This window comes from Salinivibrio sp. PR919, assembly GCF_001995355.1.
GTDB lineage: Bacteria > Pseudomonadota > Gammaproteobacteria > Enterobacterales > Vibrionaceae > Salinivibrio > Salinivibrio proteolyticus.
Window position 1 is genome coordinate 50,400 of sequence record NZ_MUFL01000001.1, and the last position, 14,866, is coordinate 65,265.

Consider the following 14,866-nt stretch of genomic DNA (forward strand, 5'->3'; position numbering starts at 1 on the left):
GCCCTCATTGCTGTTGCTGGTTAGCGTCGCTTTGTGGTGACGTTTCGTCAGTGTCTGTGACGGTTTCAGACTCTTGCTCAGGCGCTGGCGCGACAATGGTTTGTAGGCCGCCTAAGTCTTCAACCTGCTCATTGTCGAGCGCTTCAATGTGCGCTTTTTCATAGCCTAGAATACTTTGATAATAACGGCGGATATTTTCGACGTAACTTAACGCTTCGTATCCACGCGCATAGCCGTAGCGTGTTTGGGTATAGTATTGGCGCTTGGCGAGCATGGGCAGACGCTTTTTCACATCACTCCACGAGTTAGGGTTGGCCCCTTGTGCCTCCGTGAGGCGGCGTGCATCCATCATGTGGCCAAAGCCGATATTGTACGAGGCGAGGGCGAACCAAATACGCTCATGCGGGTTCACGCTATCAGGTACGCGTTCTAATACTCGTTGCAGATAAAGGGCGCCGCCTTTAATGCTTTGCTCGGGATCAAGGCGGTTACGTACGCCGACAGATTTCGCGGTCGGTAAGGTCAGCATCATCATGCCGCGCACACCAGTCGGTGAAATAGCGCGAGGGTTCCAATGTGATTCTTGATAAGACAGGGCGGCGAGCAAACGCCAGTCAAATTCATTGGCGTACTTTTTAAATAGCGGCTCCCACTTGGGCAGTTTGCTCTCAATCGCGCGCAAAAAGGCGCGGGTATCGACGTAATCAAACTGATCCACGTGACCAAAATATTTCTCTTCTAAAATCGCCAGTTCACCGCTTTGGGCGAGATCACCAAAAAATTCCACCATTAAGGCGTAAGCGCTGCTATCGCCTTGCTTTTTCATAAACCAAGCTACGGGCTCGTCTTCGCTCAGTTCCATCGCGACCGTGATATCAGGGTGTGTGCGTTGGATCAGCGCAATATCGACGGAGTCGGCAATGGTAAAGTCGATGTCACCATTCGCGACTTGTTTGAGGAGTTCGTCGTCATCGGCATCTTGGACGACTTGCCAAGACAGTGCGGGATGGGCTTTTTTCAGTGATTGCAGTGTTAAGTCATGACTGGAGCCTTCAACCACTGCCATCACAGCATCATCTCGGTTGAAGTCGTCGACATCACGCGGTCGCCAGTGGCCGTTTTTATACACTACTTGCTGGCTGACAAAATAGTACGCAGGACCGGGGCGAAAGGCGTCAAGACGTTGCGGTGTGATGGTCAGACCCGCGGCAATAATATCGACATCGCCACGTTCTAGTGCTGGAAAGAGGCCAGAAAGCGTATAGGTGGGCGTCATTTCCAATTTCACGCCCAGCTTGTCGGCAAAGCGCTTGGCTAGATCATAATCTAGGCCGGTTGGGCCATTGGGACCGATGTAATAAGAAAGCTGGTTGTTGAGTGTGCCCACTCGTAGCACACCGCGATCGCGGATTTTTTCGAGGGTCGTCCGATCATCAAAATGCCAATCACAGCCCGCCAAAGGCAGGGTTAGCAGCACAAGGGCCACGCAGGCAATCCAAGATGGCAGAGTAAATCGACGCTGTCTCAAAGGCTGTTGCTCTTGTTGCGGGCCGGCGTGAAGACACAGGCCGTGATCAATGGACCCTCCATTCTACGTGAATAGGCGTCCGACCGATAGAGGGGAAATTTTTTGCGCAAACGGTTGCGTCAGGTGTGTTGCCCGCGAAGATTTTCCCCTATAATGGCCGCCGCTTGCTTAAAAGGCCAGCAAAAAATGGGCGTGAACCTGCGGACAGCAAAGGCTGCCAGTGTGAGTGGTGATACCCAAGTTTACATGTCAACGCGTGTTAATTTGGGTATACCCCTTTCACTAACTGCTAACGAGAGACGTACGCACATGGATATTTTGCGTGGTTCCCCCGCACTGTCTGAGTTTCGTGTCAATAAACTGCTGGCTAGCTGTCAAGCGCATCAGTTGCCAGTCACGGCACTGTATGCTGAGTTTATTCACTTCGCTGATTTGCATCACCCCTTGGATAGCGCGAGTCGCGAAAAGCTCGAAAAGTTGCTGACTTACGGGCCCACTTTACCGCCGCATGCGCCTGAAGGGACGTTGTTTCTCGTTACGCCTCGTCCCGGCACCTTGTCGCCGTGGTCATCCAAGGCAACCGATATTGCCCATAACTGCGGCTTGGATGCGGTGAAGCGCTTGGAGCGCGGTACAGCGTACTATATTCAGTTATCTGCGCCTTTGACCAAAGAACAACACGCAACCTTAATCGGATTGTTGCACGATCGGATGATGGAAGCTGTGTTCGATGAGCTTGAGGCCGCCGCGGTGCTGTTTGAGCAAGCGGAACCTGCGCCGATGCATAGCGTAGACATTCTCTCCGGTGGCCGAGCCGCCTTAGTTGAGGCGAACCAAGCCTTAGGGTTGGCACTGGCAGAAGACGAAATTGACTATCTGGTCGAGAACTTCACCCAGCTGGGGCGTAACCCAAACGACATCGAACTGATGATGTTTGCGCAAGCTAACTCAGAGCATTGCCGACACAAGATCTTTAACGCCGACTGGACTATTGATGGTCAAAAACAGCCTAAGTCGCTGTTTAAAATGATCAAAAACACCTATGAGCAAACCCCAGATAACGTGCTGTCGGCGTATAAAGACAACGCAGCCGTGATGACGGGCTCAAGCGTTGGGCGCTTTTTCCCCAGCCCTGACAGCCACACTTATCAATATCACCATGAGCCGGCTCATATTTTGATGAAGGTGGAAACCCACAACCATCCTACCGCGATTTCACCGTGGCCAGGCGCGGCAACAGGCTCTGGCGGTGAGATTCGTGATGAGGGGGCAACCGGTGTCGGAGGCAAACCCAAAGCAGGATTGGTCGGTTTTTCCGTCTCTAACCTCAAAATTCCGGGCTTTATTCAGCCGTGGGAGCGAGATTATGGCAAGCCTGAGCGCATTGCTACTGCGCTCGATATTATGCTGGAAGGCCCGCTAGGCGGCGCGGCGTTTAACAACGAATTTGGCCGACCTAACTTGCTGGGTTATTTCCGCACCTATGAGCAATTGGTGACCTCGCATGCCGGTGAGGAAGTGCGTGGCTATCACAAACCCATCATGATCGCCGGTGGAATGGGTAACATCCGCGACGGCCATGTGCAAAAAGGTGAGATAGATGTGGGCGCTAAACTGATTGTGTTAGGTGGCCCGGCGATGAACATCGGCCTTGGCGGCGGGGCGGCATCGTCGATGGCATCAGGCCAGTCGGCGGAAGACTTAGACTTTGCCTCGGTACAGCGTGAGAACCCAGAAATGGAGCGTCGCTGCCAAGAAGTGATTGATCGTTGCTGGCAACTTGGCGACAACAACCCGATTGCCTTTATCCACGATGTGGGCGCGGGTGGCTTGTCCAATGCCATGCCAGAGCTGGTCGATGATGGCGGCCGCGGTGGACGCTTTAATTTGCGTGACATTCCAAATGACGAGCCGGGAATGAGTCCGCTTGCCATTTGGTGTAACGAGTCACAAGAGCGTTATGTCTTGGCGGTGAAACCCGAAAATATGGCGCTTTTCGAAGCCTTGTGCGAGCGTGAACGGGCGCCATACGCAGTGATTGGTGAGGCGACCGATGCGCGTCACCTGTCGCTTGAAGACAGCCACTTCAACAATACCCCTATCGACATGCCGATGGATATCTTGCTGGGTAAAGCGCCCAAAATGCACCGGGATGTGACGCGTCAGCAAGTGACAGGTGTTGCGCTTAACACCCAAGGCATTGAGCTGGATGAAGCCTGTGAGCGTGTTTTACGCTTGCCGGCGGTGGCGGAGAAAACCTTCTTGATCACTATCGGTGACCGTTCGGTGACCGGATTGGTTGCGCGTGACCAAATGGTCGGCCCTTGGCAGGTACCCGTCGCTAACTGTGCGGTGACGGCGGCCAGCTATGACAGTTATCACGGCGAAGCGATGGCGATGGGTGAGCGTACCCCAGCTGCCTTGCTTGACTTTGCTGCCTCTGCCCGTATGGCGGTGGGAGAAGCACTCACCAATATTGCCTGTGCCGATATTGGTAGCCTGACTAACATTAAACTGTCTGCGAACTGGATGTCCGCGGCAGGTCATCCGGGCGAAGACGCCGGCTTGTACGAAGCGGTTAAAGCCGTTGGCGAGGAGCTGTGTCCTGAGCTGTCACTGACCATTCCGGTGGGTAAAGACTCGATGTCGATGAAAACCCAGTGGCAGCAAGACGGTGAAAATAAAACCGTCACCGCGCCGATGTCGCTGATTATCACCGCCTTTGGCCGCGTGGAAGATGTGCGTCGTACCGTGACCCCACAACTGCGTACCGATAAAGGTGATAGCCACTTGATTGCGATTGACCTCGGTGAGGGCGCGCAGCGTCTGGGCGCAACCGCGTTGGCTCAGGTTTACCACCAATTGGGCGATAAGCCTGCCGATGTCACCAGCAGCGCCCGCCTAAAAGGCTTTTTCAATGCGATGCAAACCTTGGTAGCAGAGCAAAAGCTACTGGCGTATCACGACCGAGCCGATGGCGGACTGTTCGTTACCTTGGCGGAAATGGCGTTTGCCGGTCATACCGGTATTGACGTGGATATCGCCCGTTTAGGCGACGATGCCTTGTCGGTACTGTTTAACGAAGAACTGGGCGCGGTGATCCAAGTGGCAGCGCAAGATCTCGAGCGTGTTAATGCGGTGTTGGATGAACATCAATTAACCGCATGCAGTCACTTGATTGGCGGCTTAAGCGATAGCGATGAGATTATCTTGCGTCATGGTGAGGCGCCTATCTATCAAGCCAGTCGCCAGCACCTGCGTCAGATTTGGGCTGAAACCACCTACCAAATGCAAGCGCGTCGCGATAATCCGGACTGTGCTCGCCAAGAGTTTGACGCCAAGCAGGCGGCCGATCCTGGGTTGCACGCTAGCCTGAGCTTTGACGTGCATGAAGATATTGCTGCGCCGTATATCGCCACCGGTCAACAACCGACGATGGCTATTTTGCGTGAGCAAGGCGTGAACTCACATGTGGAAATGGCAGCTGCCTTCGATCGCGCTGGATTTAACGCCGTGGACGTTCATATGAGCGACATTCTCTCAGGACGCGTCAGTTTGGACGGTTTCCAAGGGCTGGTGGCTTGTGGTGGTTTCTCTTACGGTGACGTGTTGGGCGCCGGTGAAGGTTGGGCGAAATCGATTTTGTTTAACAGCCGCGCGCGCGATCAATTTAGTGCCTTCTTTATGCGTGAAGACACCTTAGCACTTGGTGTGTGCAATGGCTGCCAAATGCTATCGAACCTGCATGAACTGATCCCAGGCGCCGCACACTGGCCACGATTTGTTCGTAATGAGTCGGAGCGCTTTGAAGCGCGCTTTAGCATGGTGGAAGTGCAATCAAGCCCATCCGCCTTCTTTGCTGGGATGGCAGGGTCACGGATGCCCATTGCGGTATCGCATGGTGAGGGACGCGTTGAGGTGCGTGATGCTGAGCATTTGGCGGCCATTGAGGCGTCCGGCACTGTGGCGCTGCGTTACACCGATAATCACGGCCAGCCAACACAAGCGTATCCGGCCAACCCGAACGGCTCACCGAATGGCATTACCGCGCTGACCACTGAGTCGGGCCGCGTCACCATTATGATGCCTCACCCTGAGCGGGTATTCCGTACGGTCGCTAACTCTTGGCACCCTGATGATTGGGGCGAAGACAGTGCGTGGATGCGCATGTTCCGCAACGCGCGGGTCACACTGGGATAAGCCTTATACCAATCAAAGCCGCCAATCTATGGCGGCTTTTTAGTGATAAGCGTGAATCGATGGATGATTTTTTATCCGGCTGCGATACAATTTCAGCTAAACAACTGATCCATCAGGACCGGCTGCGGCCAACGAGAAGGATAACGGAATGAAAAAAATTGAAGCCATCATCAAGCCATTTAAACTCGATGACGTACGCGAAGCACTTGCCGACGTGGGGATTACGGGGATGACTGTCTCAGAAGTAAAAGGTTTTGGTCGTCAAAAAGGTCATACTGAGCTTTATCGTGGCGCCGAATATATGGTCGATTTTTTACCCAAAGTGAAGCTTGAAGTGATCGTCAGTAACGATGTGGCTGAGCAGTGTGTGGATACCATCATTGATACCGCACAAACCGGTAAAATTGGTGATGGTAAAATCTTTGTCTTTGATGTTGAGCGCGTGGTGCGTATCCGTACCGGTGAGGAAGACGAAGAAGCGATTTAATATCGCGAGTTGGACTAATACGGTAAGCAACAAAAAGCCAAGCGTGATGCTTGGCTTTGTTGTTTGTGTGGTGTTGTGATTGACTACGCGCCGGGGTTAGCAGGATGCGCCTGATAGCGCCCGGGCTTATGATTCATCGCCAAGACTAAGTTGAGCACAATCGCGCCAACTACCGACCACATCAAGAGATTGAGGTCGATGAGGAAGAAAGACAACGCCAAGATGGTACAGTCGATGCCCATCTGTAGTTTTCCTGCCGAGATCCCAAATTTGTCCTGACAATAGAGCACCAGTACGTTAAAACCGCCTAAGCTGGCATTGTGGCGGAAAATCATCAACATGCCGACGCCCATCAGCAAGCCCCCAATGACCGCACAATAGGCGGGGGCCAACCAAGTGATTTGAAAAAAGTAGGCGATATGATCGGCCATCACGGACACCGCGCCACCGGCGAGTAAGCTGCGCACAGCAAAGCGCGGGCTCATGCGAAACCAAGCCATCAAATAAAACGGACAGTTACACAGAAAGTACAGGGTGCCGAAGGACAGGTCGGTAAATTGGCTGACCAACAAAGCAAGGCCAGTCGTCCCGCCGGTTAACAGTCCGGCCTGTTGCAAGAAAAACACCCCTTGTGCGACGAGAAACGCCCCAGAGGCAATGGCGATCACATCTTCTTTTAAGCTGTGTTGATATCGGCTCACACGGCTTCTCCCTACATAAACAGCAACAAAAAGTCCGCCAAAACCCAACTGGGGCGGCGGTTAAAAAAAGTTAATGGGAATTGCGGGCGCGGATTTTATCGCCAAATGAGAGTAATAAAAAGTCAGCCAAGTAAATCACTGGCTGATAGGATGTCAGCAATTTGATACTCGCGTGTAAATTGTTTACAGCGCACAATCTGCGTTTCTGTGTGGCGGACTAATCTGGCACAACCGACGTATAAAAAAAACGGCCGATTGACACTACCTGTTGCAGCGGTTTTTTTGTAAAATGACGAACGCAGTAATGGCGCTAGAGAAAACGTTTGCGTCAGGCTTTTAAAACGCCGTTTTTTCCGCCCGTTTGCCTTGGTTTAGTCACTTTAAATGCGTAAGGCGACTAACCCAAGGTGTGGTGCACTATGCCATATCAAAACCATTCGAGCTATCGGGCCAACTTGGGTACGGGTAGCATTCGCTTTAAGGGTAATAGCCCGCCACCATTGAGTCAGGAGAGACAAATGCTAAAGCGTGACATGAAGATTGCGGATTACGATCCGGCACTGTTCGCAGCCATTGAAGAAGAAACGGCTCGTCAGGAAGAACACATTGAGCTGATTGCGTCAGAAAACTATACCAGCCCACGCGTCATGGAAGCGCAAGGCTCTCAACTGACCAACAAATATGCCGAAGGCTACCCCGGAAAGCGTTATTACGGCGGCTGTGAGCATGTCGATAAAGTAGAAGCTCTCGCGATTGAGCGTGCGTGTGAATTGTTTGGTTGTGAATATGCCAACGTGCAACCTCACTCAGGCTCACAAGCCAACAGCGCGGTCTATATGGCGCTACTTAACCCAGGCGACAAGGTTTTGGGCATGAGCTTGGCGCATGGTGGCCACTTAACGCACGGCTCTCCGGTCAACTTTTCAGGCAAACACTATGAAGTGGTTGCGTACGGCATTGATGAAGCGGGTAAGATTGATTACGAGCAAATGGAACAGCTCGCGCTGGAACATAAGCCGAAAATGATCATTGGTGGTTTCTCTGCCTATTCGCAAGTGGTGGATTGGAAGCGTATGCGTGAAATCGCCGACAAAGTGGGCGCTTGGTTCATGGTGGACATGGCACACGTTGCTGGTTTGATTGCAGCAGGCGTGTATCCAGATCCMTTRCCACAYGCRCACGTGGTCACCACCACCACCCACAAAACCCTTGCAGGGCCGCGCGGYGGTTTGATCCTGTCTAATGCGGGTGAAGACCTCTACAAAAAGCTCAACTCTGCGGTGTTCCCAGGTGGTCAAGGTGGCCCACTGATGCACGTAATTGCGGGTAAAGCTGTCGCGTTTAAAGAGGCGATGGAACCTGAGTTTAAAGCCTATCAAGCGCGCGTGATTGATAACGCTCGTGCGATGGTTAAAGGGTTCCAAGCACGCGGTTATAACATCGTGTCAGGATCAACCGACAACCACTTGTTCTTGGTTGATTTGATTGACAAAGACATCACCGGTAAAGAAGCGGATGCTGCGCTCGGTGCCGCGAATATCACTGTGAACAAAAACAGTGTGCCGAACGATCCACGTAGCCCGTTTGTCACCTCAGGCATTCGTGTGGGGACGCCAGCGATTACACGCCGTGGCTTTAGCGAGCAAGACGCTGAACAGCTCGCGCATTGGATGTGTGATGTGTTAGATAACATCAATAATGAGCAAGTGATTGCTGAAACTAAAGAGAAAGTTCAAGCCATTTGCCGCCGCCTACCGGTTTATGCGTAACCGGTAAGCGTTGTAAGTGAAAAAGCAAAGGCGCCTTCAGGCGCCTTTTTGGTGCGTGGTTAGCCACCGATTGTTAGCGAAATCAGCTTTGCGCACAGAATCGTTACAAACTCGCCGTTTGCAGGCTTTTTCATAATCGCAAATCGGTTACACTAACGGGATGATATTGAGGAGGCTAGCCCCATGCACTGTCCATTCTGTGGTGCAACCGACACCAAAGTGATCGATTCTCGACTCGTCGCCGATGGCCATCAAGTTCGTCGTCGTCGCCAGTGTTTGGCGTGCGCAGAACGCTATACCACGTTCGAAACGGCAGAGCTGGTGATGCCACGCATCATCAAAACCAATGGCAATCGTGAGCCTTTTGACGAAGAAAAGCTGCGCGGTGGCATTCAGCGTGCGCTGGAAAAACGGCCTGTCAGTGCGGACGATATTGAAAAAGCGATCAACAGCATTAAATCACGCCTTCGCGCGACCGGTGAGCGAGAGATTAGCTCAGCCTCGGTTGGTAACTTGGTGATGGAAGCACTCAAAGAGCTCGATAAAGTGGCGTATATCCGTTTTGCCTCTGTCTATCACAGCTTTGAAGATATTCGTGAGTTCGGTGAAGAAATTGCACGGCTGCAAAAATGAGTAACAACCAACGCGATAACACCATGATGGCGCGTGCACTCGCGCTTGCCGCTCAAGGGCGCTTTACCACGACTCCGAATCCCAATGTGGGCTGTGTGATTGCTCATGGCGACGACATTGTTGGTGAAGGGTTTCATCTTGCTCCCGGCGGTCCACATGCCGAGGTACACGCTTTAAAGGCGGCGGGGAAACGCGCGCAAGGGGCGACAGCTTATGTCACCTTAGAGCCTTGCTCTCACTATGGTCGCACTCCACCGTGTTGCGATGCCTTAATTGCCGCTAACGTCAGTCGCGTGGTGTGTGCCATGCAAGATCCCAATCCTCAAGTGGCAGGGCGAGGTATCGCACGCTTACAAGAAGCAGGTATTGAGGTGGTCGTCGGTGTGATGGCGGAGCAGGCCAAGGCGCTCAATCCCGGTTTCATTAAGCGAATGCTCACTCAGATGCCGTATGTACAGCTTAAGCTGGCCGGGAGTCTCGATGGCCGGACCGCCTTAGCCAACGGGCAAAGCAAATGGATCACCGGTGAGTCTGCACGCGCCGATGTGCAAGCGTTTCGTGCTCAAGCCAGTGCCATTTTATCGACCAGCGCCACGGTATTGGCCGATAACCCCAGCCTCAATGTACGTCAAAGCCAACTTCCTCGAGCCACGCTCGATGCCTATCCGCAATCGACTGTGCGCCAACCGACGCGTGTTGTGCTAGATAGAGATAATAAAACCTCACCGGATGCAACCGTCTATCAGCTTGACGGCGATGTGATCCGTATTGTTGATTCACCGAGTAATCATACGTGGCCGGATAACGTGCAAGAATGGGTGATGCCCGATGCGTCACTCACCGCTATCCTTGGCGCATTGGCGGAACATGACATTGACAAAGTGTGGGTTGAAGCGGGCGCGAGGCTGGCGGGTCAGCTACTCACTGAATCTTTAGTCGATGAACTGATTGTTTACCAAGCCCCCGTCCTGTTAGGAGGCGACAGTCGCCCCTTAGTTGCTTTAGATGGGATGCAACGGATGGACGATGCACCGCGCTTTCACTTTAATCACGTGACGAGGTTCGGTGACGATGTTCGCTTAACCGCCATGCTCTCTGAGCATGCCGTGATCACGCAAGAGTACGAATAACGATGTTTACTGGAATTATCGAAGCGGTAGGCCGAGTAGAACGCTTGACTCGCCGCGGGCAAGACATGACTTTGACTATCGACAGTGGCGAGCTTGATCTCTGTGATGTCAAACTGGGTGACAGTATCGCCACCAATGGGGTGTGCTTGACCGTGGTTGCATTGAGTGCAACGGGCTACAGCGCAGATGTGTCATCGGAAACCCTTGCGCGTTCATCACTGGGGCACTTGTCGGTCGGAGACAAGGTCAATCTTGAAAAGGCGATGCTACCCACCACGCGATTTGGCGGCCACATGGTGGCAGGCCATGTTGATGGCCTTGGAGAAGTGACATCGGTGAACCAAACCGGCCGCGCGTGGGAATACTGGATTAGATTACCGTCTGAGCTCGCCAAATATGTGGCGTTAAAAGGCTCGATCACGGTGGATGGAATTAGCCTGACAGTGAACGATGTCAATGGCAGTGCATTTAAGCTCACCATCGTGCCGCACACCGCTGAACAAACCACGATTCAAACTTTTGCGCCTGGGCGTAAGGTAAACATCGAAGTCGATGTCATTGCCCGTTACCTTGAGCGACTGATGCTCGGTGACAAGGCGGCTGAACCCACACAATCAACAGGAGTCAGCCTTGATACGCTGGCCCGTTCCGGCTTTTTGAAATAAGGAATCCAAGATGGCAATAAGTAGTGCCCAAGAAATCATTGACGATATCCGCCTAGGTAAAATGGTGGTGTTGATGGATGACGAAGATCGCGAAAATGAAGGCGATTTGATCATTGCGGCCGAAGCGATCACGCCAGAAGCTATCAATTTCATGGCCWCCCATGGTCGGGGCTTGATTTGCTTAACGCTGACCCAACAGCGCTGTCAGCAGCTTGGATTACCTTTGATGGTGTCTGACAATAACGCCCAATTTTCTACTGCCTTCACGGTGTCGATTGAAGCGGCGGAAGGGGTGACCACCGGCATTTCTGCGGCCGATCGTGCACGCACCGTCCAAGCCGCGGTCGCGCCTAATGCAAAAGCTGCCGATTTAGTTCAGCCGGGGCATGTGTTCCCCTTAATGGCACAAGAGGGTGGTGTTCTGACCCGTGCTGGTCACACCGAGGCAGGCTGTGATCTGGCCCGCTTAGGAGGCTTTAGTCCTGCGTCCGTGATTGTGGAAATCCTCAACGAAGATGGCACCATGGCGCGCCGCCCTGATTTGGAAGTGTTTTGTGAAAAGCACGGTATCAAGCTGGGCACCATTGCAGATTWGATTGAATACCGAAACCTTAACGAAACCACCATTGAGCGTGTCGCCTCTTGTAAGTTGCCCACCGAATTTGGTGAGTTTGATTTGGTCACCTACCGTGACACCATTGATAACCAAATCCACTATGCGATGTGTAAAGGCGAAGTGACCGCTGACCCGACCTTGGTTCGCGTGCACTTGCAAGATACCTTTACCGATGTGCTTCAATCTGACCGAACGGCTGAACGTAGCTGGAGCCTAACCCGTGCGATGCAACGGATCAGTCATGACGGTGGTGTGTTGGTGATTTTGGGGAAAGAAGAAACCAGCGATGCCATTATCAATAAGGTGAAAGCATTTGAAGCGCAAGATAAAGGCGAGCAGCCAGCTAGCGCCAAATGGCAAGGCACGTCACGCCGTGTTGGGATTGGCTCGCAAATCTTGGCAGACCTTGGCGTTAAGCAAATGCGTTTGCTTTCGTCATCAACGAAACGCTATCACGCACTATCAGGCTTTGGTTTGAACGTGGTGGAATACGTCACCGAATAACCTAACAAGAAAGGCCGCGCGATGTGCGACAGGGTTGGCGGGCACGGAACATGGTGCCATTCGCTAAAAATGTGGTAGAATCGCGCGGTTTCTCATTCCGGAAAGCAAGTCACAGGAAGGCTCATGAACGTAATCGAAGGTGCATTTGCCGCGCCCAACGCGCAGGTTGCTATTGTTATCTCTCGCTTTAATAGCTTTATCAACGAGAGTTTACTATCAGGTGCGATCGACGCACTGAAGCGCCAAGGCCAAGTCAGCGAAGATAATATTACCGTGGTCCGCTGTCCCGGTGCCTACGAGTTGCCTTTGGTGACCCAGAAACTAGCCAAAAGCGGTCGCTACGATGCGATTGTGGCGCTAGGTTCGGTGATCCGCGGTGGCACGCCCCACTTTGACTATGTGGCCGGAGAATGTAATAAAGGGTTAGCACAGGTTGCACTGGAGTTTGAAACCCCAGTCGCCTTTGGCGTGCTGACTGTTGACACCATTGAGCAAGCCATCGAACGCGCAGGTACCAAGGCTGGTAATAAAGGGGCAGAGGCTGCACTGAGCGCGCTTGAAATGGTCAATGTCCTGTCCCAGATTGAATCCTAAACGGGGGTTAGAGTGAAACCAGCCGCACGACGTAATGCACGCCAATTTGCATTGCAAGCCATCTATTCATGGCAACTGGCGCAAGGCAATATCGCAGATATTGAGGCACAATTCCTTGCAGCCGAAAAGTACGAAGAAGACGACCACAAAGACGCAGAACCACTTCTGCGTGAGCCTGAAACCGATGTGGAATATTTCCGCAATCTGTTTAGCGGCGTGGTACTGAGTCATCAAGAGCTAGACAGCAAAATGCGTCCTTACTTGTCACGTCCATTGCAAGACTTGGACGACATGGAGCACGCACTGCTGCGTTTGGCGATGTACGAATTGGTGAAACGTGAAGATGTGCCGTATAAAGTCGTGATTAATGAAGCGGTGGAACTGGCGAAGCGTTTTGGCGCCGAAGACAGCCACAAGTTTGTGAATGGTGTGCTTGATAAAGCGGCCCCACGACTTCGTTAATTACCTCCCTTTCAAGGCCAGCCCCGCTGGCCTTTTTATTTTTAGATGCGATACCACGAAAGCCATTATGACGCGCAACGAATTTGACCTGATTCGCGATTATTTCGCTCGTCAGCCAGTGAGCCGCCGCGATGTGGCGCTAGGCATTGGTGACGACTGTGCCATTACCCAAGTCCCCGAGGGCTGTCAGCTCGCCATCACCACAGATACCATGGTAGAAGGTACCCACTTTCTTTCCACAGCCAGTGCTTCCGATGTTGCGCATAAAGCGTTGGCATCGAATTTAAGCGATTTAGCAGCAATGGGGGCGATGCCTGCATGGTGCTCGTTGGCGCTAACGTTACCTGAACCGGATGAAGCGTGGGTGGCAGGATTCTGCCAAGGTTTCTCTGCGCTTGCTGAATACTTTCAAGTCCAGCTGATTGGCGGTGACACCACACGTGGGCCCAAAAGCATTACCATGACCTTACATGGCCATGTCCCTCATGGACAGGCATTAACGCGCGATGGTGCTAAGCCTGGGGATTGGTTATATGTCACCGGTACCTTGGGGGATAGCCAAGCAGGACTGAACTATGTCCTTGGTAAGCCGGTGACCGATGAGGCACGGGCGGCCACATTGATTAATCGGCATTATCGCGCGCAGCCTCGCGTAGCGGCAGGCCAAGCTTTACGGGGTATCGCCTCGGCAGCGATTGATATTTCCGATGGGCTGGTGGCTGATATTCAGCATATTATCAAAGCCAGTGGTGTGGGCGCATCCATTGATGTGACCCAACTGCCGCTGTCGGAGGCGTTATTGGCGGATGTGGACAGCTATGAAACCGCGCAAAAGCTTGCCTTAACCAGTGGCGAAGAATATGAATTGTGCTTTACCGTACCGGAAATGTATCGCGGGACGTTAGAGACAACACTGAAACACACTGGGGTCACCGCCACTTGTATTGGTCAAATTAATGGCAGTCAGTCTTTACAATTGATGGCCGATGGTAATCCCCTAGACTGGACGCTATCAGGATGGGATCACTTTAAGGAGTTGGACAGTGACAGATCCTAAGCAGCGTTTATCGCTTAAAAACCCGTTGCATTTGCTGGCCGTTGGGCTGGGGAGTGGGCTCTCTCCGGTGGTGCCGGGGACGGTTGGTACCTTGTTTGCGGTGCCTTTTTATTGGCTACTGGCAACCTACACAGCGCCAGTTGGGTTATGGATAGCCATTCTTGTCGGTAGCCTTGCAGGCATTGTGATTTGCGGTCGTACCTCTACGGATATGAAAGTGCATGATCACGGCGCGATTGTGTGGGATGAATTTGTTGGCTTTTGGATCACCATGGCATTAGTGCCAAGCACCGACTGGCAGATTATATTGGCGGGCTTCGTGATGTTTCGACTCTTCGATATGATTAAGCCATGGCCTATCAGTTGGTTGGACAAGCATGTTCATGGCGGGCTAGGGATCATGCTCGATGATATCCTTGCCGGCGTGATGGCCATGTTGAGCCTCTGGGCGTGGGTGACTTACATTTAATCAACCAACCCTTGGCCACGAAAAATGCCGCGTGTTCAACGCGGCATTTTT

At 52.6% G+C, this 14,866-nt stretch carries 13 protein-coding genes; 11 read left to right on the forward strand and 2 right to left on the reverse strand.

Features of this window, described 5'->3' with window-relative positions:
* Positions 1–4: 4 nt before the first annotated feature.
* Entirely contained in the window at positions 5–1,474 is a 1,470-nt protein-coding gene (gene mltF / locus BZG83_RS00230; RefSeq protein ID WP_241825769.1) for a membrane-bound lytic murein transglycosylase MltF, read from the reverse strand.
* 363 nt (positions 1,475–1,837) lie between these two features.
* Here mltF and purL point away from each other — a divergent pair, with 363 nt between their 5' ends.
* Positions 1,838–5,728 carry a phosphoribosylformylglycinamidine synthase gene (gene purL, locus BZG83_RS00235; protein WP_077478917.1) on the forward strand — a complete coding sequence of 1,297 codons (3,891 nt, stop codon included), beginning with the start codon at positions 1,838–1,840 and terminating at the stop codon, positions 5,726–5,728.
* 148 nt (positions 5,729–5,876) lie between these two features.
* On the forward strand, positions 5,877–6,215 hold the full coding sequence (gene glnB, locus BZG83_RS00240; RefSeq protein WP_046074987.1) for a nitrogen regulatory protein P-II: 339 nt from the start codon (positions 5,877–5,879) through the stop codon (positions 6,213–6,215).
* An 83-nt stretch (positions 6,216–6,298) separates the two neighbouring features.
* Here the strand turns inward: glnB and BZG83_RS00245 are convergent, their stop codons facing one another.
* Positions 6,299–6,916, reverse strand: a complete 618-nt coding sequence (locus tag BZG83_RS00245; protein WP_069590690.1) for a YitT family protein — start codon at positions 6,914–6,916, stop codon at positions 6,299–6,301.
* 518 nt (positions 6,917–7,434) lie between these two features.
* Between BZG83_RS00245 and glyA the strand changes: the two genes are divergently transcribed.
* The 9 genes from glyA to BZG83_RS00290 all read left to right on the forward strand — a co-directional run bounded on the left by glyA (position 7,435) and on the right by BZG83_RS00290 (position 14,815).
* On the forward strand, positions 7,435–8,685 hold the full coding sequence (gene glyA, locus BZG83_RS00250; protein ID WP_077455536.1) for a serine hydroxymethyltransferase: 1,251 nt from the start codon (positions 7,435–7,437) through the stop codon (positions 8,683–8,685).
* A gap of 183 nt (positions 8,686–8,868) precedes the next feature.
* A complete protein-coding gene (gene nrdR, locus BZG83_RS00255) occupies positions 8,869–9,318 on the forward strand; it encodes a transcriptional regulator NrdR (protein ID WP_069589271.1) in 450 nt (149 codons plus the stop codon).
* A complete protein-coding gene (gene ribD / locus BZG83_RS00260; protein WP_077478918.1) occupies positions 9,315–10,448 on the forward strand; it encodes a bifunctional diaminohydroxyphosphoribosylaminopyrimidine deaminase/5-amino-6-(5-phosphoribosylamino)uracil reductase RibD in 1,134 nt (377 codons plus the stop codon). Before nrdR ends, ribD begins: the two co-directional genes overlap by 4 nt.
* 2 nt (positions 10,449–10,450) lie before the next feature.
* Positions 10,451–11,113 carry a riboflavin synthase gene (locus tag BZG83_RS00265; RefSeq protein ID WP_069589274.1) on the forward strand — a complete coding sequence of 221 codons (663 nt, stop codon included), beginning with the start codon at positions 10,451–10,453 and terminating at the stop codon, positions 11,111–11,113.
* Between the two features lie 10 nt (positions 11,114–11,123).
* Entirely contained in the window at positions 11,124–12,233 is a 1,110-nt protein-coding gene (gene ribBA / locus BZG83_RS00270) for a bifunctional 3,4-dihydroxy-2-butanone-4-phosphate synthase/GTP cyclohydrolase II (RefSeq protein WP_077478919.1), read from the forward strand.
* Positions 12,234–12,356: 123 nt separating this feature from the next.
* Positions 12,357–12,827, forward strand: a complete 471-nt coding sequence (gene ribH / locus BZG83_RS00275; protein WP_069589277.1) for a 6,7-dimethyl-8-ribityllumazine synthase — start codon at positions 12,357–12,359, stop codon at positions 12,825–12,827.
* A 12-nt stretch (positions 12,828–12,839) separates the two neighbouring features.
* Positions 12,840–13,289 (forward strand): transcription antitermination factor NusB, encoded by a 450-nt coding sequence (gene nusB, locus BZG83_RS00280; protein ID WP_069589278.1) that lies wholly within the window; start codon positions 12,840–12,842, stop codon positions 13,287–13,289.
* Positions 13,290–13,356: 67 nt separating this feature from the next.
* Positions 13,357–14,346, forward strand: coding sequence for a thiamine-phosphate kinase (gene thiL / locus BZG83_RS00285; protein WP_077478920.1), 990 nt, complete (start codon positions 13,357–13,359; stop codon positions 14,344–14,346).
* A complete protein-coding gene (locus BZG83_RS00290; protein WP_077478921.1) occupies positions 14,333–14,815 on the forward strand; it encodes a phosphatidylglycerophosphatase A in 483 nt (160 codons plus the stop codon). The genes thiL and BZG83_RS00290 overlap by 14 nt, the downstream gene beginning before the upstream one ends.
* Positions 14,816–14,866 lie beyond the last annotated feature (51 nt).

What these genes read in the sequence shown, in the direction of transcription:
- purL (WP_077478917.1), top strand. Translation starts at nt 1,838, where the DNA reads ATGGATATTTTGCGTGGTTCCCCCGCACTGTCTGAGTTTCGTGTCAAT.
- glnB (WP_046074987.1), top strand. Translation starts at nt 5,877, where the DNA reads ATGAAAAAAATTGAAGCCATCATCAAGCCATTTAAACTCGATGACGTA.
- nrdR (WP_069589271.1), top strand. Translation starts at nt 8,869, where the DNA reads ATGCACTGTCCATTCTGTGGTGCAACCGACACCAAAGTGATCGATTCT.
- ribD (WP_077478918.1), top strand. Translation starts at nt 9,315, where the DNA reads ATGAGTAACAACCAACGCGATAACACCATGATGGCGCGTGCACTCGCG.
- BZG83_RS00265 (WP_069589274.1), top strand. Translation starts at nt 10,451, where the DNA reads ATGTTTACTGGAATTATCGAAGCGGTAGGCCGAGTAGAACGCTTGACT.
- ribH (WP_069589277.1), top strand. Translation starts at nt 12,357, where the DNA reads ATGAACGTAATCGAAGGTGCATTTGCCGCGCCCAACGCGCAGGTTGCT.
- thiL (WP_077478920.1), top strand. Translation starts at nt 13,357, where the DNA reads ATGACGCGCAACGAATTTGACCTGATTCGCGATTATTTCGCTCGTCAG.